The organism is Streptomyces marokkonensis (genome assembly GCF_039539045.1).
Classification (GTDB): Bacteria; Actinomycetota; Actinomycetes; order Streptomycetales; family Streptomycetaceae; genus Streptomyces; species Streptomyces marokkonensis.
Genome location: NZ_BAABCQ010000043.1, coordinates 1 through 19,941 on the forward strand (window position 1 = coordinate 1; position 19,941 = coordinate 19,941).

Annotated in this window: 17 protein-coding genes; 6 read left to right on the forward strand and 11 right to left on the reverse strand. The window is 72.5% G+C overall.

What is annotated here, in order from left to right:
- The coding region (locus tag ABEA26_RS13485) for a response regulator (protein ID WP_345592265.1) at window positions 1-637 on the forward strand (637 nt) is incomplete at its 5' end.
- Window positions 638-894: 257 nt separating this feature from the next.
- Here the strand turns inward: ABEA26_RS13485 and ABEA26_RS13490 are convergent.
- On the reverse strand, window positions 895-2,520 hold the full coding sequence (locus ABEA26_RS13490) for a protein kinase domain-containing protein (protein ID WP_345592266.1): 1,626 nt from the start codon (window positions 2,518-2,520) through the stop codon (window positions 895-897).
- Between the two features lie 359 nt (window positions 2,521-2,879).
- Between ABEA26_RS13490 and ABEA26_RS13495 the strand changes: the two genes are divergently transcribed.
- Window positions 2,880-4,571, forward strand: coding sequence for a Stk1 family PASTA domain-containing Ser/Thr kinase (locus ABEA26_RS13495; RefSeq protein WP_345592268.1), 1,692 nt, complete (start codon window positions 2,880-2,882; stop codon window positions 4,569-4,571).
- Between the two features lie 148 nt (window positions 4,572-4,719).
- On the opposite strand, the gene ABEA26_RS13500 is transcribed toward ABEA26_RS13495, so the two are convergent.
- A complete protein-coding gene (locus ABEA26_RS13500) occupies window positions 4,720-5,259 on the reverse strand; it encodes a bacterial proteasome activator family protein (protein WP_345592270.1) in 540 nt (179 codons plus the stop codon).
- A gap of 662 nt (window positions 5,260-5,921) precedes the next feature.
- On the opposite strand from ABEA26_RS13500, the gene ABEA26_RS13505 reads away from it, so the two are divergent.
- A complete protein-coding gene (locus tag ABEA26_RS13505) occupies window positions 5,922-6,191 on the forward strand; it encodes a hypothetical protein (protein WP_345592271.1) in 270 nt (89 codons plus the stop codon).
- A 10-nt stretch (window positions 6,192-6,201) separates the two neighbouring features.
- Here the strand turns inward: ABEA26_RS13505 and ABEA26_RS13510 are convergent, their stop codons facing one another.
- Window positions 6,202-7,182 (reverse strand): NAD(P)H-quinone oxidoreductase, encoded by a 981-nt coding sequence (locus ABEA26_RS13510; protein WP_345592273.1) that lies wholly within the window; start codon window positions 7,180-7,182, stop codon window positions 6,202-6,204.
- 230 nt (window positions 7,183-7,412) lie between these two features.
- Here ABEA26_RS13510 and ABEA26_RS13515 point away from each other — a divergent pair, with 230 nt between their 5' ends.
- Entirely contained in the window at window positions 7,413-8,459 is a 1,047-nt protein-coding gene (locus ABEA26_RS13515) for an ATP-binding cassette domain-containing protein (protein ID WP_345592275.1), read from the forward strand.
- Window positions 8,456-9,304 (forward strand): ABC transporter permease, encoded by an 849-nt coding sequence (locus ABEA26_RS13520; RefSeq protein ID WP_345592276.1) that lies wholly within the window; start codon window positions 8,456-8,458, stop codon window positions 9,302-9,304. Before ABEA26_RS13515 ends, ABEA26_RS13520 begins: the two co-directional genes overlap by 4 nt.
- Window positions 9,305-9,353: 49 nt before the next feature.
- On the opposite strand, the gene ABEA26_RS13525 is transcribed toward ABEA26_RS13520, so the two are convergent.
- The 6 genes from ABEA26_RS13525 to pdhA form a co-directional block, all read right to left on the reverse strand.
- On the reverse strand, window positions 9,354-10,451 hold the full coding sequence (locus ABEA26_RS13525; RefSeq protein WP_345592278.1) for a potassium channel family protein: 1,098 nt from the start codon (window positions 10,449-10,451) through the stop codon (window positions 9,354-9,356).
- Window positions 10,448-11,929, reverse strand: a complete 1,482-nt coding sequence (locus ABEA26_RS13530) for a molybdopterin molybdotransferase MoeA (protein ID WP_345592280.1) — start codon at window positions 11,927-11,929, stop codon at window positions 10,448-10,450. The genes ABEA26_RS13525 and ABEA26_RS13530 overlap by 4 nt, the downstream gene beginning before the upstream one ends.
- On the reverse strand, window positions 11,929-12,969 hold the full coding sequence (locus tag ABEA26_RS13535) for an NTP transferase domain-containing protein (RefSeq protein WP_425587832.1): 1,041 nt from the start codon (window positions 12,967-12,969) through the stop codon (window positions 11,929-11,931). Before ABEA26_RS13535 ends, ABEA26_RS13530 begins: the two co-directional genes overlap by 1 nt.
- A 160-nt stretch (window positions 12,970-13,129) precedes the next feature.
- Window positions 13,130-14,719: a dihydrolipoamide acetyltransferase family protein gene (locus tag ABEA26_RS13540; protein WP_345592281.1), complete on the reverse strand. Its 1,590-nt coding sequence runs from the start codon at window positions 14,717-14,719 to the stop codon at window positions 13,130-13,132.
- Window positions 14,719-15,723 carry an alpha-ketoacid dehydrogenase subunit beta gene (locus ABEA26_RS13545; protein ID WP_345592282.1) on the reverse strand — a complete coding sequence of 335 codons (1,005 nt, stop codon included), beginning with the start codon at window positions 15,721-15,723 and terminating at the stop codon, window positions 14,719-14,721. The genes ABEA26_RS13540 and ABEA26_RS13545 overlap by 1 nt, the downstream gene beginning before the upstream one ends.
- Window positions 15,720-16,913 carry a pyruvate dehydrogenase (acetyl-transferring) E1 component subunit alpha gene (gene pdhA / locus ABEA26_RS13550; protein ID WP_345592283.1) on the reverse strand — a complete coding sequence of 398 codons (1,194 nt, stop codon included), beginning with the start codon at window positions 16,911-16,913 and terminating at the stop codon, window positions 15,720-15,722. The genes ABEA26_RS13545 and pdhA overlap by 4 nt, the downstream gene beginning before the upstream one ends.
- 174 nt (window positions 16,914-17,087) lie before the next feature.
- Between pdhA and ABEA26_RS13555 the strand changes: the two genes are divergently transcribed.
- Window positions 17,088-17,606 carry an Lrp/AsnC family transcriptional regulator gene (locus ABEA26_RS13555; RefSeq protein WP_345592284.1) on the forward strand — a complete coding sequence of 173 codons (519 nt, stop codon included), beginning with the start codon at window positions 17,088-17,090 and terminating at the stop codon, window positions 17,604-17,606.
- A 134-nt stretch (window positions 17,607-17,740) separates the two neighbouring features.
- On the opposite strand, the gene ABEA26_RS13560 is transcribed toward ABEA26_RS13555, so the two are convergent.
- Together ABEA26_RS13560 and ABEA26_RS13565 are read right to left on the reverse strand one after the other, a co-directional pair.
- Entirely contained in the window at window positions 17,741-18,352 is a 612-nt protein-coding gene (locus ABEA26_RS13560; protein WP_345592285.1) for a TetR/AcrR family transcriptional regulator, read from the reverse strand.
- Window positions 18,349-19,869, reverse strand: a complete 1,521-nt coding sequence (locus ABEA26_RS13565) for a 3-hydroxyacyl-CoA dehydrogenase (protein WP_345592287.1) — start codon at window positions 19,867-19,869, stop codon at window positions 18,349-18,351. The genes ABEA26_RS13560 and ABEA26_RS13565 overlap by 4 nt, the downstream gene beginning before the upstream one ends.
- Window positions 19,870-19,941 lie beyond the last annotated feature (72 nt).

Below are 19,941 nucleotides of genomic sequence, written 5' to 3' on the forward strand. Positions count from 1 at the left end.
CCGGGTATTCCTCCTCGACGACCATGAGGTCGTCCGCCGGGGGGTGCACGATCTGCTCGGGGGCGAGGCCGACATCGAGGTGGTGGGCGAGGCCGGCACGGCGGCCGACGCACTGGCCCGGATCCCGGCCACCCGTCCGGATGTGGCGGTGCTCGACGTCCGGCTTCCGGACGGCAGCGGCGTCGAGGTGTGCCGCGAGATCCGCTCCCGGGACGAGTCCGTCCGGTGCCTCATGCTGACCTCCTTCGCCGACGACGAGGCCCTCTTCGACGCGATCATGGCGGGCGCCTCGGGCTACGTGCTCAAGGACATCCGGGGCGCCGAGCTGCTGAGTGCCGTACGGAAGGTGGCCGAGGGGAAGTCCCTGCTCGATCCGGCAGCCACCACGGGCGTGCTGGAGCGGCTGCGGGACGGCGGCACGCGTTCCGACGACCGGCTCGCCCGGCTGACCGAGCAGGAGCGGCGCATCCTCGATCTGATCGGCGAGGGGCTGACCAACCGCGCGATCGGCGAACGGCTGCACCTGGCCGAGAAGACGATCAAGAACTACGTGTCGAGCCTGTTGGCCAAGCTCGGTATGCAGCGGCGCTCGCAGGCGGCCGCCTTCGTGGCACGGCTACAGGCCGAGAGCCGCTGAGGAACGCTGAGGAACGGGGAGCGGTCCGGGAGCGTGCTTGCTGCGGATCGAGCCGCGGTTCGGCACCGTGCACTTCACGGACGGCCCCGCCGGCCCGCTGTGACGTCCGGAATCGACATCCGGAATCGACATCCGGAATCGACATCGGGAAACGTCCGAAGTCGACGCCCGGAATCGACGTCCGGAAAACGCGACGCGCGCGTGGAGCCCGTTTCCGGGTCGCACGCGCGCGTGAAGAGCGATTCGGGCGATTCGGGTCAGTCCACGACGCCGCCCGTCGGTTCGCCGCCGCCCGGCGGGGTCTCTTCGCCGCCCGGCGCGGTCTCTCCACCGCCCGGGGTCTCACCACCGCCCGGGGTCTCACCACCGCCCGGGGTCTCGCCGTCGTCCGGGGGCGTGGACGGTTCCGTCTCGCCGTCTGTCGGCTCGTTGGACGGCTGCTCGTCCGTCGCGGTCTCCGACGGCGTGTACGACGGCGTGTAGGGCTGGTCCCAGCCCCCGTCGCCCGTGCCCGCGCCGCCGTTGCCCTGCTCCGTGCCCGGGTCGGTGGTCTCCTGCGTCGTCTCGTCGCTGGGCGAGGAACTGGGCGACGCGTCGTCGGTGCTCTGCGAGGTGGTCGGCGACGGGCTGGTCGTCGGGCCGCCACCGCCCTTCTCACCGTCGCCGCCGTTCATGGCCAGCGCGACGCCCGCGGCGATGGCGATCACCGCGAGGACGGCCAGGATCCACAGCTTGCCGCGCCCGCTGCCCTTGTTGCCGTTGCCCTCGAAACCGCCGTCGTCGCCGTAGCCCCCGCCGTACCCGTTCGGCAGGATCGGCTGGGGGATCTGCGTGGTACCCGAGCCGTGGTCCGGGTGCGGCAGCGCCGTGGTGCCCGCGAGGCCTGCCGAGGGAGTGTGCCGGCCGTCGTGCGCGGCGACCGGGCCGGTGTTCCAGGTACCGGTGTGGCCGCCCTGCTCGTACAGCATCTGCAGCCCGTACTGGATCAGGCCGCGCATCTCCTCGGCGGTCTGGAAACGGTCGTCGGGCTCCTTGGCCAGCGAGCGCATCACCAGGCCGTCGAGCTCCGGCGGGGTGGCGTCGGAGACCTCGGACGGCGGCGTCGGGATGTCCTGGACGTGCTGGTAGACCACCGACAGCGGGGTCTCGCCGGTGAACGGGGGGCGCAGCGCGAGGAGTTCGTAGAGCAGGCAGCCCGTCGCGTACAGGTCGGAGCGGTGGTCGACGGCCTTGCCGAGCGCCTGCTCCGGGGAGAGGTACTGCGGGGTGCCCATGACCATGCCGGTCTGCGTCATCGTCGACTGGGCGCCGTGCAGGGCGCGGGCGATGCCGAAGTCCATCACCTTCACCGCGCCGTTGTCCGTGATGATGACGTTGGCGGGTTTGATGTCGCGGTGCACGATGCCGTGCTGGTGGGAGTAGGCGAGGGCCTCCAGGACACCGGAGACGATGATCAGCGCCTGCTCCGGGCCGGGGGCCTCGGCGTTGAGGAGGAGGTCGCGGATGGTGCGGCCCTCGACGATCTCCATCACGATGTACGGCACGGACTGGCCGCCGACGAAGTCCTCGCCGGAGTCGTACACGGCCACGATGGCGTGGTGGTTGAGGCCGGCCACCGACTGTGCCTCACGCGTGAAGCGCGCCTTGGAGACCGGGTCCTCGGCGAGGTCGGCGCGCAGCAGCTTGACCGCCACGGTGCGTCCCAGGCGGACGTCCTCGGCGGCGAACACCTCGGCCATGCCGCCCCGCCCGAGCCTGCGGGTCAGCCGGTACCGGCCGTCGCCGACCAGGCCGCCGTTGCCCCAGGCCTCCGGCGCGTCAGACATACCGCCGCCAGTCGCCTCGGGTTCGGACGGGCCCTGGGCGCGCTGCTGCTGTGCCATCAGTCCTCGCCGTCGTTTCTGCCCGCGGTGCGCGCGGTGTTGTTACGGTCTCCGTCGGCCACGCTACAGCCTCCGCACTGGCCTCCGGTCCGAGATGAGCGCCGGAACCGGCATCGAGACGGACCGGATATGAAACCCTGGTTCCGTACTGTCGTGCAAATTCCGTGAACCGGCGGTACGCCCGCTGTAACGCTTCCGCGACGCTTCCTTCGCGTACGGTCACGGAACGGGCACCACGCTTGACGTGTCAGTGCCCTGGGGCAGACTTGGCCGGGAATAGCACTTTCGATCACGATCGCAGACGCGAGCGCGCGTGCCGCCGCCACCGGCGTCGCGGCGCCTACGGGGGACAAAGAGACATGAGCCAGGACGCCGGACAGGGCCGGTACGCGGGGCGGGCGCTCGCCGGCGGCCGCTACCAGCTGCGCGACTTGCTCGGCGAGGGCGGTATGGCCTCCGTGCACCTGGCGTACGACTCAGTGCTGGACCGCCAGGTCGCGATCAAGACTTTGCACACCGAGCTGGGCCGGGAGCAGGCCTTCCGGGAGCGCTTCCGCCGCGAGGCCCAGGCAGTGGCCAAACTCACGCACACCAATATCGTGTCGGTCTTCGACACCGGCGAGGACACGTGGTCCGACGGCGGCTCCGCCGCGGGCGGCGGCATGCCGATGCCGTACATCGTCATGGAGTACGTCGAGGGTCGGCCGCTCGGCTCCGTGCTCGACGACGACGTCCGGCAGCAGGGCGCGATGCCCGCCGACAAGGCGCTGAAGATCACCGCGGACGTGCTGGCCGCCCTGGAGATCAGCCACGAGATGGGCCTGGTCCACCGGGACATCAAGCCGGGCAACGTGATGATGACCAAGCGCGGCGTGGTCAAGGTGATGGACTTCGGCATCGCCCGCGCCATGCAGTCCGGCGTGACCTCGATGACGCAGACCGGCATGGTCGTCGGCACCCCGCAGTACCTCTCACCGGAACAGGCCCTCGGCCGCGGTGTGGACGCCCGCTCCGACCTGTACTCGGTCGGCATCATGCTGTTCCAACTGGTCACCGGGCGCCTGCCGTTCGAGGCGGACTCGCCACTGGCCATCGCGTACGCGCACGTGCAGGAGGAGCCGGTTGCTCCCTCCTCCGTCAACAGCGCGCTCCCGCCGGCCGTGGACGCGCTGGTGGCCCGCGCGCTGAAGAAGAACCCGAACGAGCGTTTCCCCAGCTCCGAGGCCATGCGGGACGAGTGCCTGCGCGTGGCGGCCTCCTTCCGGGCGGCCCCGCCGAGCATCGTGCCCGGCGCGCACACGTCGAGCGGCGCGGGTGTCGGCTCCGCGGTGTTCCCGCCGGTCGACCAGAGCACACCGGCGCCGACGGGCCCCGTCCAGACGCCGTACCAGCCGACACCGAACCAGGGCCCGAACCCGTACGGCACCCCGGCGCCCGCCGCGCACTCGCCCGCGTACGGCTACCCGCAGCAGGGCGCCTACCAGACCCCGTCGCCGTACGCGCAGCAGCCGCAGCAGCCGCAATACCAGGGCGCGTCCACGCCGCCGCCGTACAACCTCGCGCCCGCCACCGCGGGGTCCGGCTCACCGGGGGGCGGCAAGAGCAACAAGATGGTGGTCATCGGCTCGATCGTGGTCTCCGTCCTGGTGGTCGGCGGTCTGATCGGTGCGCTGATGATGGACAAGGGCGGGGACGACCCCAAGGGCGGGGAGAGCACCGCGAGTGCCTCGGCGTCGGTCTCGAAGGCCGCGGGCTACCGCGGGCCGGACAAGACGAAGACGATCGAGAAGGACAAGTGCACCGAGCCGAAGGAGTCGTACAACGACCCCGACAAGATCCAGGTGCCCGACTTCACCTTCAAGTACATCGGCTCGGTCAAGGAGTGCTTCCAGGCCGCCGGCTGGCCGATAGAGGTCGTGGAGGTCGACGAGAACACGTACGGCGAGGGCTCGATCCGGGACCAGTTCCCGACGGCCGGGACGGACGTCGACCCGAAGAACATGCCGACGATCCAGCTCAAGGTCTCGACGGGCAACCCACCGTCGGCCTGATACCCCGCACGCACCACTCATGACGCACCACTCATGACGCACCACTCATGACGCATCGCGCATGACGCATCGCGCATGACGAAGGGCCCGGCAGCGGGTGCTGCCGGGCCCTTCGTGCTGTCGGTGGGTGATGGTCCCCGGGTGGGGTCTACAGGTAGGGACCGCCGGAGCGGCCGCCCGGGTGGGGCGGCTCCTCGTCATCCTGGCCGGCGCCCGGCGGGAGCGCGCGGCGCATCTGCTCCAGCTGGGCCCGCGCGGCCATCTGCTGGGCGAACAGCGTGGTCTGGATGCCGTGGAACAGGCCCTCCAGCCAGCCGACCAGCTGTGCCTGCGCGATCCGCAGTTCGGCGTCGGTCGGGGTGACGTCGTCCGTGAAGGGCAGCGAGAGCCTCTCCAGCTCCTCGACCAGCTCCGGGGCCAGGCCGTCCTCCAGCTCCTTCACCGAGCTCGAGTGGATCTCCTTGAGCCGGGCCCGGCTCGCCTCGTCCAGGGGCGCGACACGCACCTCCTCCAGCAGCTGTTTGATCATGCTGCCGATCCGCATGACCTTGGCAGGCTGTTCCACCTGATCCGTCACCGGGGTCTCGCGGGAGTCGTCGTCCCCTCCGCCGCCCAGCGCCATTCCGTCCTGGCCGACGACCAGGATCTGGGGGTTCTCCGGCGACCTGTCGTTCCTCGGCATCTCCATGCGGCCATTCTCTCGTACGCGTGCACCCCGACAGGGTGGTGCCCCCGAGAAACGTGATCCAGCACGTTCGGCCGAGTCCGGAATGCCGTTATGGCGGGCAGGTGTGAGGCTTGTTCCGTCGATTTCCGCGACTGGCCTATCACCGGGAGGGGGTCACGCACGTGACTCCATGGCTGCGCACACTGCGAGCGACGGGACTGGTGGGGGTTCTGGGGATGGGCGCGCTGGTGTCGCCGTGCGGGGCAGGGATGGCACACGGTGCCGGGTTCGCGACGGCGAGGGCCGCCACGGCCGCGTCTCCTTCCGCAGCGACGCCCGCTCCGGTTCACCGGGTGGCCGCGGACCCGGACGGCTCCGGCGGTCGCGACGAGCGGGGCGGTCACGAGCGCCTCCGCTCCGAGGACGGTCACGACGGGCCCGACAGCCCGGATACCGGCCCGGCCGCCCCGACGGACACGGCCGGCAGGGAGCCCCGCCCTACGGGCAGCACGCCGCGTGAATCCACGACGCCCTCCCCTTCCTCCCCCTCCGCTTCCTCCTCGTCCGCCTCTTCCACCGCCTCGGCTTCGGCGTCCGGCGCCCCTCACCCGGCCCCCTCCCGGGCGGGGGGCCGGCCGGGTGAGGGGCGGCAGCGGCCCGGGCGGCCCGAGGAACGGAGGCCTGTGGAGGGCGGCGCGAACGAGAACGGCGGTCACAGGGCGGACGGTGACGGCGCTGGGGGCATCCTCGGCAATCCGAACACCCCCGTGTCTCCCGGGGAGGCCGTCCTGGTGCCCTCCCCGTCCCCGTCCCGCACCCTGTCGCAGGCGAGCACGCACGCCGAGGACGCCACCGGGCCCGTACTCCGGGTCCTGCCCCTGGGCAGCGGGCTGGTCCTGATCGGTCTCGGCCTGGCTCTCGCCTTCGTGGGCCTTCGCCTGCGAAGAGGCTGACACACCTCCGCTACGAGGTGACCAGCAGCACCTTGCCGATGTGCCCGCTCTCCTCCACGACCCGGTGGGCGGCGGTGGCGTCGCTCATCGGGAGTTCGCGGTCGACGACCGGACGGACGTGGCCCCCCGCGAGCAGCGGCCAGACGTGCTCGCGCACGGCCGCCACGATGGCCGCCTTCTCCGCCGACGGGCGGGCGCGCAGCGACGTCGCGCTGACGGCCGCGCGCTTGGCCAGAAGCCTGCCGATGTCCAGCTCGCCCTTCCGGCCGCCCTGCATGCCGATGATCGCGAGCCGGCCGTTGACGGCGAGGGCCTGGATGTTGCGGTCCAGGTACTTGGCGCCCATGTTGTCGAGGATGACGTCGGCGCCCGCGCCGCCCGTCGCCTCGTTCACCTCGGCGACGAAGTCCTGCTCGCGGTAGTTGATCAGGATGTCGGCGCCCAGTTCGGCGCAGCGCTCCAGCTTCTCCTCGGTGCCCGCCGTCACGGCGACCTTGGCGCCGACGGCCTTGGCGAGCTGGATCGCCATGGTGCCGATGCCGCTGGAACCGCCGTGCACGAGCAGCGTCTCGCCGGGGCGCAGATGGGCGACCATGAAGACGTTCGACCAGACGGTGCAGACCACCTCGGGCAGTGCCGCCGCCCGCTCGACGTCGATGCCGTCCGGAAGCGGCAGCAGCTGACCGGCCGGAACGGCGACCTTCTCGGCGTAACCGCCGCCTCCCAGCAGCGCGCACACCTCGTCGCCGACGGACCAGCCGGACGCGCCCGGACCGAGTGCGGCGACGCGCCCCGAGCACTCCAGGCCGGGGTAGGGGGAGGCGCCGGGCGGGGGATCGTAGAAGCCCTGGCGTTGCATGATGTCGGCGCGGTTGACGGCGCTGGCCGCCACCTCGACCAGGACCTCGCCCTCGCCGGGCACCGGGTCGGGGACCTCGGACCAGACCAGCGCCTCGGGGCCTCCGGGTTCGGGAATCGTGATCGCATGCATGAAGGCGACGCTACTCCTCCCTCCCTGGCCGGGCCCCTCCACCGGAGTACCTCCCGTCCCCGGGCCGGGGACGGGAGGTACTCGGTCCCCGGTCCGGGGGTACTCGGTCCCCGGTCCGGGGGTACTCCGTCTTTCGGACCGTCCGCCGAAAAGCCCCGTGCGCGACCGATGAGTTTGCGCGACTGTAAAGGTCTTCCCATGCGTAGCCCAAGAACGCGGAAGGACCATCCATGTGCACGCACACGTCCGGCCTCGCGATCGAGACCGCGGGGCTGGTGAAGACGTTCGGCGAGACCCGGGCCGTGGACGGGGTCGACCTCGCGGTGCCCGCCGGCACGGTCTACGGCGTTCTCGGCCCGAACGGCGCCGGCAAGACCACCACGGTGAAGATGCTCGCCACCCTGCTGCGGCCGGACGGCGGCCAGGCCCGCGTCTTCGGCCGCGACGTCGTACGCGAGGCGGACGAGGTACGCAGCCGGGTGAGTCTCACCGGGCAGTACGCGTCCGTGGACGAGGACCTCACCGGCACCGAGAACCTGGTACTGCTGGGCCGCCTCCTCGGGCACGGCAAGACGGCCGCGCGAGAGCGGGGCGACCAGTTGCTGGCGGCGTTCGGGCTCACGGACGCGGCGGCGAAGCAGGTCAAGCACTACTCCGGCGGTATGCGCCGGCGCATCGACATCGCCGCCTCCATCCTCAACACCCCCGATCTGCTCTTCCTCGACGAGCCGACGACCGGACTCGACCCGCGCAGCCGCAACCAGGTGTGGGACATCGTGCGCGCGGTCGTCGCCCAGGGCACGACCGTGCTGCTGACCACGCAGTACCTGGACGAGGCCGACCAACTGGCGTCCCGGATCGCTGTGATCGACAAGGGGAGGGTGATCGCCGAGGGCACCAAGGGCGAGCTGAAGGCGTCCGTCGGTGCCGGCTCCGTCCATCTGCGGTTGCGCGACGCCGACCAGCGGCCGGAGGCCGAGCGGGTGCTGCGGGACCTGCTGGTCTCCGAGGTCCAGCTGGAGCCGGACCCGGTGGCGCTGACCGCCCGCCTGGGTGCCGCGGCCGACGACACCGCGGCCGACCAGGCCGCCAAGGCCCTCGGCGAGCTGGCCCGGGCCGGTGTCGTCGTCGACGACTTCTCCCTGGGGCAGCCCAGCCTCGACGAGGTCTTCCTGGCGCTGACCGGGCACGACACCGACCAGAGCACCGGCACGGGCACCGGCACGGGCACCGGCACGGGCACCGACCCTGACGCGAAGGACGAGGTGGCGGCATGAGCACGGTCACGAGTACCGAGGGCAAGGAACTCTCCCCGGTCAGCACCGAGTCGCTGGCCACCCTGCTGGTCGCCAAGGAACGCCCGCCGCGGCCCAGCGCCCTGTCCACGTCCCTGGCGTTCGGATGGCGCGCGATCCTCAAGATCAAGCACGTGCCGGAACAGCTCTTCGACGTCACCGCCTTCCCGATCATGAACCTGCTGATGTTCACGTACCTCTTCGGCGGTGCGCTGGCGGGTTCACCGAGCGACTACATCCAGTTCGTGCTGCCCGGCATCCTCGTGATGTCGGTCGTGATGATCACGATGTACACCGGGGTGTCGGTGAACGTGGACATCGAGAAGGGGGTCTTCGACCGTTTCCGCACGCTGCCGATCTGGCGGCCCTCGGCGATGGTCGGCTACCTGCTCGGTGACGCGTTGCGCTACACCATCGCGTCCGTCGTGATGCTCGCCGTGGGTCTCCTGCTCGGCTACCGGCCGGACGGCGGGTTCGGCGGTGTGATCGCCGGGGTCGCGCTGCTGCTGGTGTTCTCGTTCGCCTTCTCGTGGATCTGGACGATGTTCGGGCTGATGCTGCGCACCGAGAAGTCGGTGATGAGCATCAGCATGATGGTGATCTTCCCGCTCACCTTCCTGTCCAACGTCTTCGTCGACCCGAAGACGATGCCGGGCTGGTTGCAGGTGTTCGTCAACAACAGCCCCATCACCCACCTGGCGTCCGCCGTGCGGGGGCTGATGGCAGGCGAGTGGCCCGGCGCCGAGATCGGCTGGACGCTGGGCTGGGCGGGCCTGTTCCTCCTGGTCTTCGGCCCGGTCACGATGCGCCTCTACAACCGCAAGTAGCACGCGATCGGGCACGAGGCCCTTCGCGGGTACGGGGCCCGCGGCCCCGTCAGTCGCGGGGCAGCGGGCGGGCGTCGGGGGCCACGTGGGTGGCCGGCGTCGCCCGTACGATCGTGATCAGCCGGTCCGTCAGTTCCAGCCCGCCGACAGCCGGATCGTCGTAGCCGAGCACCCGGTGCCCGCGCAGGACACTCACCACCAGGTCGTCCGTCTCGCGCGGGTTCTTGCCCACCTCGGCCTTTATGACCGGCCGCTCCACGAGGTCGAGCCCGCTGCCCTGGCTGATGAGGTCCTCCATGACCATGCCGGCGGCGGGGCTGAGCACGGAGAGCCCGAGGAGCCGGCCCGCGGCGCTGGCACTGGTGATGACGGCATCGGCGCCGGACTGCTTCAGCAGCGGCGCGTTCTCCTCCTCGCGGACCGCGACCACGATCTTCGCACCGCGGTTGAGCTGCCGGGCCGTCAGCGTCACCAGTACGGCCGTGTCGTCGCGCTGGGTGGCGATGATGATCTGCCTCGCCCGGTACACCTCGGCACGGTTCAGCACATCGCTGCGTGTCGCGTCACCGACCACACCCGCGTAGCCGTGCGCCGTCGCGGCCTCGATGGCCTTCCCGCTGGGGTCGACCACGACGACCTGCTCCTTGCGCAGCCCGGTCGCGCAGACGGTCTGGATCGCCGACCGTCCCTTGGTACCGAAACCGACGACGACGGTGTGATCGCGCAAGGTGGACCTCCAGCGGTTCAGGCGCCACTCCTCCCGAGTGCGCTCGGTGAGGGCTTCCAGCGTGGTGCCGACCAGGATGATCAGGAACAGCACGCGCAGGGGCGTGATGACGAAGATGTTGGTCAGCCGGGCGGCGTCGCTGACGGGTGTGATGTCGCCGTACCCGGTGGTGGAGAGGGTGACGGTGGCGTAGTAGAAGGCGTCGAGGAGATCGACGGAGCCGTCGGAGTTGTCGGTGTAGCCGTCGTGGTCGGCATAGACGATGAAGGCGGTCACCAAGAGGACCAGAAGGGCCGTGGAGAGCCGTTTGCCGACCTGGCGGATCGGATGCTCCACCAGCTTCCTCGGGAGTTTCACCCGATGGGTCACGAGATGCTCGTCCGCCTGGCGGGCGATCGCGTCCTGGCCCGGAAGTTTCACGTGAAACACACTCCGATTCCGCCGGCGGCCCAGGGCAGGTCGAGCAGCTCGGCCTCCTGTCCCGGCCGCGCACCGCCCGGGGGTACGACGGCCAGGGCGTCGGCGGCCGCGATGCCGCGCAGCATGGCGGGGCCGTGGTAGCGCAGCGGAACTGCGCCGTCGCCGCGCAGGACGACGGGGACCAGCCGGGTGTCGTACGGGTGTCCCTGCACCGCGTCCCGCAGTGGCAGCGCGTACCGCTCGGGCGCGGGGCGGGCGGCGAGGGTGCGGAGCAGTGGCTCGGCGAGCGTGAGCAGTCCGGAGACGGCGGCGAGGGGGTTGCCGGGCAGACCGACGAGGTGTCGGTCTGCCTTGAGCCGGGCCAGCAGCATGGGGTGGCCGGGGCGTACCTCGACGCCGTCCACGAGGAGTTCGGCGCCGATCCGGCGCAGGACCGGGTGGACGTGGTCGACGGGGCCCGCGGCGGTGCCACCGGTCGTGACGATCAGGTCGGCGACGGAGGTCGTGATGGCGCGGTGCAGGACCTTGGCGTCGTCGCCGATCCGGCGGACCGAGCGGATTTCGGCGCCCAGGGCCCGCAGCCAGGGCGGCAGCATCGGGCCGAGTACGTCCCGGATGAGGCCGTCGTGCGGGAGGCCCTCGGTGAGCAGTTCGTCGCCGAGGACGAGCACGTCGACGCGGGGGCGGGGGACCGTGGTGAGGGTGTCGTATCCGGCGGCTGCCGCCAGGCCCAGCACGGCCGGGGTCGCCAGGGTGCCGACGGGCAACAGCTGGTCCCCGCTGCGGCACTCCTGGCCGCACGGGCGAATGTCCTGACCGTGCACGACCCCCCGGGTCGCCTGCAGCCGGCCCTTGTCGTCGGCACGGCCGTGCTCCGTGCGCAGTACGACGGTGGCGCCCGGAGGGATGCGGGCGCCGGTGGCGATCCGGACCGCCTCGCCGTCGGTGAGAGGGGCGGGTTCCGCGTGTCCGGCCAGAACGCTCTTGTCGCGCACCGTCCAGGGGCCCGGTCCCGCGACGGCCCAGCCGTCCATCGCGGAGGTGTCGAAGGAGGGCAGGTCGGTGAGGGCGGTGAGGGGCGTGGCGAGGGAGAGGCCGAGAGCCGCGTCGAGGGGCACGGAGACCGGGGCGCGGTGGGCGGCACGGGCGGCGGTGCGGGCGGCGTGCTCGGCGGTCGCCCGGGCTTCGGGCCACGGGGTCGCACGGTGATGGGGATCGGACGGCCCGTGCGGCGCGCCGTGGCGGTCGTGGGGCCCGTGGCCGTCCTGGCCCCCGTGGCCGTCCTGATGCCCGTGGTGATCGCGGTAGCCGTGGCTGCCGTACTGCCCCTGGTTGTGGGGGTGCTCGGCGTGCGTGGGTGGCGCCGCGTGATCATGGTCGCCGTGGGGAGGGCCGGGGTTCTCGTTCACGAGGGCGAGCGCCTCCTCGACGTCGAGGTCTTCCGCTTCCTCGTCGGCCCGTGTGCCGGGGGAGGTCATCACGCGTCCGGGCGGGTGTCGGGAGTGGCGTCGGGAGCCATGTCGGGCTTGCCCGCCGCGGGCGCAGGCGCTGAGTCGGCGGCCTCCTGAACCCAGCGCTGGGCGAGAGCCGTGGCCTTGCGGGCGGCCTCGGCGACTGCCTCGGGGCCTCCCCCGGCCCGTCCGGCCGCGTAGCCGACGAGGAAGGTGGTCAGCGGGGCCGCCGGCCTGGCCACCCCGTGGGCGGCGTCCCGGGCGAGGTCGAGCAGGACGCCCGTGTCGACGTCGAGGTCGATGCCCAACTCGTCCTTGGCTGCGGTAATCCATTCATCCAACACGTGACCATGCTCCCTGATGCGTGCCCTTGCGGTGGCGATGTCGTCCCAGGTGTCGCAGTCGAAGGACGCGACGGCGTCGGGGACGCGGACGAGGCGGAGGGCGCCGGTCAGGCGGCGCAGGGGCAGCCCGGTGACGTCGGCCCGGCCGGCCCGCTCTCCCCGGTCCCTGGTGAGCGTGGCCAGTTCGCGGCGCAGCGCGAGGGCTCGATAGGCGGCGACGAGGGGCTGGTCCCGGCCGTCGGCGTCGGTGAGCAGCACGCCGTCGGCATCGCTCGCGGCGAGGGCCGACACGAGTCGTCCGACGGTGGGCCCGGCGAGGAACGGCAGGTCGGCGGAGACCACCACGACGTGCTCTTCCGTGGTGTGCCGGAGGCCGGCGGCGAGGGCGGCGAGCGGTCCGCCGCCGGGCGGGTCCTCCCGGGCCCAGGTCACCGGGCGGGCGGTGGGCCGGTGGTCGGCGACGACGACGGTGGTCCGCGCTCCGGCGCAGGCGGCGAGCACCCGGTCCAGCAGCGCGCGCCCACCCACACGGAGACCGGGTTTGTCCGCGCCGCCGAGCCGCCGGGCACCCCCGCCCGCGAGCACGACGGCGTCGTACCCGGCGGGGTCCGGCCCCGGCGCGGGACCGGCGGCGGGCCCGGTGGCGGTTCCGGTGGCGGTTCCGGTTCCGGGGCCGTCGGCTGGGCCGGTGCCGGGGTCACCGGCGGGCTCGTACACGGTCACCCCCCGAGTATGCGTCCCTGCGCGATCACACGGAACGCGGGGGAGGCCACGCAATCAGAGTGTGCGCACCGGCGCCGGTGTCGACGCTGCCGCCGACGCTGCTGTCGGCACTGGCGACGCGACTGCCGGCGCGACTGCCGGCGCGACTGTCGGCGCCGCGTCACAGCGTGCGCAGCAGCACCGTCGGCTGTTCCACGCAGTCCGCGACGTACCGCAGGAAGCCGCCCGCCGTTCCGCCGTCGCACACCCGGTGATCGAAGGTGAGTGACAGCTGCACCACCTGACGCACCGCCAACTCGCCGTCGTGGACCCAGGGCTTGGGGACGATACGACCGACGCCGAGCATGGCCGCTTCGGGGTGGTTGATGATCGGCGTGGAACCGTCCACGCCGAACACGCCGTAGTTGTTCAGCGTGAAGGTGCCGCCGGTCAGCTCACCGGGTGTCAGCCGACCTGCCCGGGCCGCCTCCGTCAGCCTGGCGAACTCCCCGGTGAGCGCCTCGGCGTCCCGCGCGTGCGCGTCCCGGACCACCGGCACGACCAGCCCCCGGTCCGTCTGTGCGGCGAAGCCGAGGTGGACCCGGTCGAGCTGGACGACCTCCCGGGCCTCCGTGTCGACCGTGGAGTTCAGCTCGGGGAAGCGGGCCAGCGCGGCCGTACAGATCCGGGCCAGCAGGGCGACGAGGGAGATCTTCGGGTCACCGGCGGCGTTCATCGCGGTGCGCGCCCGCATCAGCTCGGTCGCGTCGGCGTCCACCCAGCAGGTCGCGTCGGGGATCTCGTGGCGGCTGCGGGAGAGCTTGTCGGCGACGGCGCCGCGGACGCCCTTGAGAGGGGTGCGGGTGCCGCCGGGCCGGGTTGCGGACACCGCGGGTGCCGATGCCCGGCCGCTCGCCGCCCGGTGCGACCCGCCCTCCGGAGCCGTCGTGCGGCCGCCCTGGGTGGCGGCGGCACGCAGCGCGTACTCCACGTCCGCGCGCAGGATCAGCCCCTCCGGGCCGGAGCCGGTCAGCTCGCGCAGGTCCAGGTCGTTGTGCCGGGCGAGCCGGCGTACCAGCGGGGAGATGACGGGGACCGGGCCGTCCACCGTGCCGTCCACCGTGCCGGCGGCACGGACCACCTGGCCGTTCGCCCGCCCGGACGCCGACATGGCAGACGCCGACGTGGTGGACGCCGACGTGGTGGACGCCGACGTGGTGGACGCCGACGGCACCGGCCGCACCCTGCGCCGCCGCGCGGGGGCCTCGGCCGTGCCGTATCCGACCAGGACGTTGCCCGAGCCCTCGGACTTCGCCCGCCGTGCCCCGGACTCCTCGGCCCCGGACTCCTCGACCCCGGACTCCTCGGCCACCTCCGCCGGGGCCTGATCGCCCCGGGGGCCCTCGCCGCGGACCTCCCCGGTCCGCGGCTCCCCGGTGTCCTCACCGGGCGGCTTACCGACCGCCTCGCGGCCGGTGCCCGGTCCCCCGGCCGCGCGGTCCCCGACACTCTCGCCCACCGCAACCGTCAGCAGCGGCGCCCCGACGGGCAGCTCCGTGCCCTCCTCACCGAAACGGGCGGTGACCACCCCGCCGTAGGGGCAGGGCACCTCCACCATCGCCTTGGCCGTCTCGACCTCGACGACCGGCTGGTCCACGGCGACGACGTCACCGACCTCGACCATCCAGCGCACGATCTCCGCCTCGGTGAGCCCCTCACCGAGGTCGGGGAGCTTGAACTCCAGGCCGCGCCCATCAGAAGCGTGTGCCATCAGCTTTCGGCCTCCCACTGCAGGCGCCCCACGGCGTCCAGGATCCGGTCCACACCAGGCAGGTGGTGGCGCTCCAGCATCGGTGGCGGATAGGGGATGTCGAACCCGGCCACACGCAGCACCGGCGCCTCCAGGTGGTGGAAGCAGCGCTCCGTGACCCGGGCCGCGATCTCCCCGCCCGGGCCCCCGAAGGAACCCGACTCGTGGACGACGACCGCGCGTCCCGTCCGCCGCACCGAAGCGCACACCGTCTCGTCGTCGAACGGCACCAGGGAGCGCAGATCGACGACTTCGAGGTCCCAGCCCTCGGCCCGGGCCGCTTCGGCCGCCTCCATGCAGGCGACCAGCGACGGCCCGTACGTGATGAGTGTGGCGCTCCGGCCCGAGCGCCGCACCACCGCGCGGCCTGTCCGTTCAACGGGTGTGGGCTCCTCGGGGTTCCAGGAGTCCTTCGACCAGTACAGACGCTTGGGTTCGAGGAAGACCACCGGGTCGTCGGAGGCGATGGACTCGCGCAGCAACCCGTAGGCGTCGGCGACGGTCGCGGGCGTGACGACATGGAGTCCCGGAGTCGCCATGTAGTACGCCTCGGACGAGTCGCTGTGGTGCTCGACGCCGCCGATGCCGCCGCCGTAGGGCACGCGGATGGTGAGCGGCAGGGGCATCCTCCCGCGGGTGCGGTTGCGCATCTTGGTGACATGGCTGACGACCTGCTCGAACGCCGGGTAGGCGAAGGCGTCGAACTGCATCTCCACGACCGGGCGCAGCCCGTACATCGCCATGCCCACGGCCGCGCCGAGGATGCCCGCCTCGGCGAGCGGTGTGTCCGTGCACCGGTCCTCGCCGAATTCCCCGGCCAGTCCGTCGGTGACCCGAAAGACGCCGCCGAGGGTGCCCACGTCCTCCCCCATCACGTGCACGCCCGGGTCGGCGGCCATGGCGTCGCGCAGCGCGCGTGTGAGGGCCTGCGCCATGGTGGCCGGCTTGCCGGCGACGGTGGTCATCGATGTCCCCTCTGGGGCGCCTCGGTCCCGGAACCGGAACCGGAACCGGCCCCGGCCCCGGAGCCGGCCTCCGCCTCCGCCTCCAGCTCCGCGCGCAGCAGATCCCGCTGCTCGCGCAACTGCGGCGTGGGCTCGGCGTAGACGTGGGCGAACAGGTCCATCGGGTCGAGCCGCGGGTCCTGGTTCATGCGCGCGCGCAGGTCGGCGGCCATGGTCTCGGCGTCCTCGCGGGCGGCCCGGACGGCCTCCTCGTCGAGCAGGCCGCGCTCGGTCAGCTCCCGCTCCAGCAGCTCGATCGGGTCGTGCCGCCGCCAGGCCTCGACCTCGGAGTCGCCCCGGTAGCGGGTCGCGTCGTCGGCGTTGGTGTGCGCCTCGACGCGGTACGTCACCGCCTCCACCAGCGTGGGACCGCCACCCGCGCGCGCATGCCGTACGGCGTCGGACAGGACCTCGTGCACGGCCACGGCGTCGTTGCCGTCGACCAGGCGGCCGGGCATCCCGTAGCCGACGGCCTTGTGGGCCAGCGACGGGGCCGCGGTCTGCTTGGCGAGCGGGACGGAGATCGCGAAGCCGTTGTTCTGCACGAGGAAGACGACCGGCGCCTGCCAGACGGCGGCGAAGTTCAGCGCCTCGTGGAAGTCGCCCTCGCTGGTGCCGCCGTCGCCGACCATCGCCAGCGCGACCACGCCGTCACCCTTGAGCCGCGCGGCGTGCGCGAGGCCGACGGCGTGCGGAAGCTGGGTGGCGAGCGGCGTGGACAGCGGGGCGACCCGGTGCTCGTAGGGGTCGTAGCCGGTGTGCCAGTCACCGCGCAGCAGGGTGAGCGCCTCGACCGGGTCGACGCCACGGGCGACGACGGCGAGCGTGTCGCGGTAGCTGGGGAAGAGCCAGTCCCGTTCCTCCAGCGCCAGCGCGGCGGCGACCTCGCAGGCCTCCTGACCGGTGCTCGAGGGGTAGACGGCCAGTCGGCCCTGCTTGGTCAGCGCCGTGGCCTGCGCGTTGTAGCGCCGGCCGGCGACCAGCCGGGCGTACAGCGTGCGCAGCAGGCAGGGGTCGGCGTGCTCGGCGGCCTTCGTGCCGAGGACGCGGTACGGCTCCGCGTCGGGCAGCAGCGGCGCGGGGTCGGTACGGGGCTGCCAGGCGGGCGGCGGTGTGGGCCGGTAAGCGCCCCGCTGCTCCATGACCGTCATGACGGCACCTCCTCGTGGGAGCGGCTGTGGGCTCGCCACGGGTGTGACGGGCCTCACCTACCGATTGTTCGGTCGTCGGCGCATTTTGGCTACAGGCGGCCCCAGGCTGTGGACAAACGGTTCTCCACAGCCTGAGATGGACGCAGTACGTCCATGGTAGGGAGGCGGGGGGACATGGCATCTGAACAAATGGCCGAACGCCCGGAGGAGGCCGACGGCCGGGAGGAGGCCGGCGCCCCGCCGCCGCCGCGCCCGCTGGACGCCATCGACCAGGACATCCTGCGCATGCTCCAGGCGGACGGCCGCGCCTCGATACGCTCGGTCGCCGAGCGGGTGCACGTCTCGCGCGCCAACGCCTACGCGCGCATCAACCGGCTCGTCGAGGACGGCGTCATCCGCGGTTTCGGCGCCCGCGTCGACCACGAACGCGCGGGGCACGGGACCTCGGCGTACATCACCCTGAAGATCGTCCAGAACTCCTGGCGCACGGTCCGGTCCCAGCTCCGCCGGCTCCCCGGGGCCTCGCACATCGCCCTGGTGGGCGGCGACTTCGACGTCCTGCTGCTGGTGCACACTCCCGACAACCGGGCCCTGCGCGAGCTGGTACTCACCCGCCTCCAGGCCATCCCGGAGGTGCTCAGCACGCGCACCCTGCTGGTGTTCGAGACGGAGGACCTGGAACCACAGAGCTGACCGCCGGCGCCGGTCCGGGACGAGTGGCCGCTCAGGACGCCTCACGCAGCCCGAAGGCCGCTCAGGACGCCGCGCCCGGCCCCCTCCCTCGAAGAGCTCAGGACGCCGCGCCCAGCCCCTGCCTCGAAGGTCGCTCAGGACGCCGTTCGCAGCCCTCCGAAGACCAACCGCGCCACCGCGTCGACCACTTCGCGCTCGCCCGCGCCGCCGCGGCCGTCGGTGCCGTCGGTGCCGTCGGGGCGGTACCACTCGACGATCGAGTTGATCATGCCGAAGACCAGACGCGTCGCGAGCCGCACCTCCACGTCCGCGCGCACGTCCCCCTCGGCCGCCGCCGCCTTCAGCAGATCCGCGACCCGGTGGTCGAACTCGCGCCGCCGCTCCAGCGCCCACCGCTCGGTGCCCGTGTTTCCGCGCACCCGCAGCAGCAGCGTGACGTAGGGCAGTTCGGCCATGAGCACCTCGACCATGCGCCGCACGACGTACTCCAGCCGCTCGGCGGCGGTCCCCACGCGCGCGTGCTCCTCGTCGAGGATCCCGAACAGCTCGTCCAGGGCCCGGCTCACGGCCCGGCGCAGGAGTTCCTCCTTGCCGGTGACGTGGTGGTAGATCGACGACTTGGAGATGCCGGCCGCCTTGGAGAGGTGCTCCATGGACGTCCCGTCGTAGCCGCGCTCGATGAAGATCTGCACGGCGACGGACAGCAGCGTCTCGGGCGTGTACGTGTCGCGCCTGACGGTGCTCATGAGGGGGTGCCCTCCCCCGCGTCGGAGGCGTGCGCGTGACGGTGGAGCGCGAGGGACGGGGCGTAACGCCCGGAAGGCTCGCGCAGGTGCAGCTCACCGAGCAGCTCGTACACCCACCGGAGGCCCAGCCGGCGGCCCCACTCCATGGGCCCGAGCGGGTAGTTCACACCGAGGCGCATGGCGGTGTCGACGTCCTTCGCCGAGGCCACTCCCCGAGCGACCGCGTCGTACGCCAGGTCGACGATCCGCGCGACCGTCCGCGCCACGATCATGCCGGGCACGTCACCGACGACGCTGACCTTCTTGCCGAGCGCCTGGAAGAGGCCGGTGGCCTCGGCGAGGGCGCGGGGCGAGGTGCTCCCGGAGGGCGCGAGGGCGATACGGGTGGCCCGCCGGTAGTCGAGGGCGAGGTCGAAGTGGATGTCGCCGCCGAGCTCGGCCGAGGGCTGCCCGTCGGTGAGGTGCAGCCGGCCGCCGCCGGACAGCACGAGCGACCCGGCGCCGGTGCCCTCGTCCTCGTCGCGTACCTCGATGCCCGCCTCACGGATCAGCGTGACCAGCTCGGCGGCCGGCCCCAGAGCCCCCTCGACGACCACGTACGCGGGCCGGTCGGCCGGTTCGGCGGTGTGCGGCTCGGGCCGCTCGGCGCCGTCCCGGTAGTCGTACCAGCCCTGCCCGCTCTTGCGGCCGAGGCGGCCGGACTCGACCAGGCGGCGCTGGGCGAGCGACGGCGTGAAGCGCGTGTCCTGGAAGAACGCCTGCCACACGGAGTGCGTGACGGACTCGTTGACGTCCTGCCCGATGAGGTCGGTCAGCTCGAAGGCGCCCATCCTGAAACCGCCCGACTCGCGCAGCACGGCGTCGATGGTGGCCGGGTCCGCGCCCCGGTACTCGTAGGACGCGAAGGCCTCGGCGTAGAAGGGCCGGGCGACGCGGTTGACGATGAAGCCGGGGGTGTCCGCACAGGTGACCGGGGTCTTGCCCCAGGCGCGGGCCGTCTCGTACGCGCGCGTGGCCGACGCGGGGTCGGTGGCGAAGCCGGAGACCACCTCCACCAGTGGCAGCAGCGGCGCGGGGTTGAAGAAGTGCAGGCCGACGAAGCGGCCGGGGTTGCGGAGCGCGCCGCCGACAGCGGTGACGGACAGCGAGGAGGTGTTGGTGGCGAGCAGGCAGTCGTCGCCGACGACGTCCTCCAGCGCGCGGAACAGTTCCCGCTTGACGTCCAGCCGCTCCAGGACCGCCTCGACGACCAGCGCGCAGTCGGCGAGGCCGGCGAGGGTCTCGGCGGGCTCCAGCCGGGCACGGGCCGCGTCCCGGTCCGCGCCGGTGAGCCGTTCCTTCTCGACGAGCCGGTCGAGCCGGGCGCCGATCGCGTCGGCCGCTTCCCGGGCCCGCCCGGGGACGGCGTCGTACAGCCGTACGGGATGGCCCGCGACCAGCGCCACCTGGGCGATGCCCTGGCCCATGGTGCCGGTGCCGACGACGGCCACGGGGCTGCTGAGGTCCAGTGCTGTCATGTGCGCGATCCTCCCGCACGGGGTTTTCCACAGATGCGGCGGTCCCCCTTGTCCCGACCGATCGTTCGGTTA

Bases quoted from the DNA above. Each gene is read 5' to 3' on its own strand.
- ABEA26_RS13490 (WP_345592266.1), bottom strand. From the start codon at position 2,520: ATGGCACAGCAGCAGCGCGCCCAGGGCCCGTCCGAACCCGAGGCGACT.
- ABEA26_RS13495 (WP_345592268.1), top strand. From the start codon at position 2,880: ATGAGCCAGGACGCCGGACAGGGCCGGTACGCGGGGCGGGCGCTCGCC.
- ABEA26_RS13500 (WP_345592270.1), bottom strand. From the start codon at position 5,259: ATGGAGATGCCGAGGAACGACAGGTCGCCGGAGAACCCCCAGATCCTG.
- ABEA26_RS13510 (WP_345592273.1), bottom strand. From the start codon at position 7,182: ATGCATGCGATCACGATTCCCGAACCCGGAGGCCCCGAGGCGCTGGTC.
- ABEA26_RS13515 (WP_345592275.1), top strand. From the start codon at position 7,413: ATGTGCACGCACACGTCCGGCCTCGCGATCGAGACCGCGGGGCTGGTG.
- ABEA26_RS13520 (WP_345592276.1), top strand. From the start codon at position 8,456: ATGAGCACGGTCACGAGTACCGAGGGCAAGGAACTCTCCCCGGTCAGC.
- ABEA26_RS13530 (WP_345592280.1), bottom strand. From the start codon at position 11,929: ATGACCTCCCCCGGCACACGGGCCGACGAGGAAGCGGAAGACCTCGAC.
- ABEA26_RS13540 (WP_345592281.1), bottom strand. From the start codon at position 14,719: ATGGCACACGCTTCTGATGGGCGCGGCCTGGAGTTCAAGCTCCCCGAC.
- ABEA26_RS13545 (WP_345592282.1), bottom strand. From the start codon at position 15,723: ATGACCACCGTCGCCGGCAAGCCGGCCACCATGGCGCAGGCCCTCACA.
- pdhA (WP_345592283.1), bottom strand. From the start codon at position 16,913: ATGACGGTCATGGAGCAGCGGGGCGCTTACCGGCCCACACCGCCGCCC.
- ABEA26_RS13555 (WP_345592284.1), top strand. From the start codon at position 17,088: ATGGCATCTGAACAAATGGCCGAACGCCCGGAGGAGGCCGACGGCCGG.
- ABEA26_RS13560 (WP_345592285.1), bottom strand. From the start codon at position 18,352: ATGAGCACCGTCAGGCGCGACACGTACACGCCCGAGACGCTGCTGTCC.
- ABEA26_RS13565 (WP_345592287.1), bottom strand. From the start codon at position 19,869: ATGACAGCACTGGACCTCAGCAGCCCCGTGGCCGTCGTCGGCACCGGC.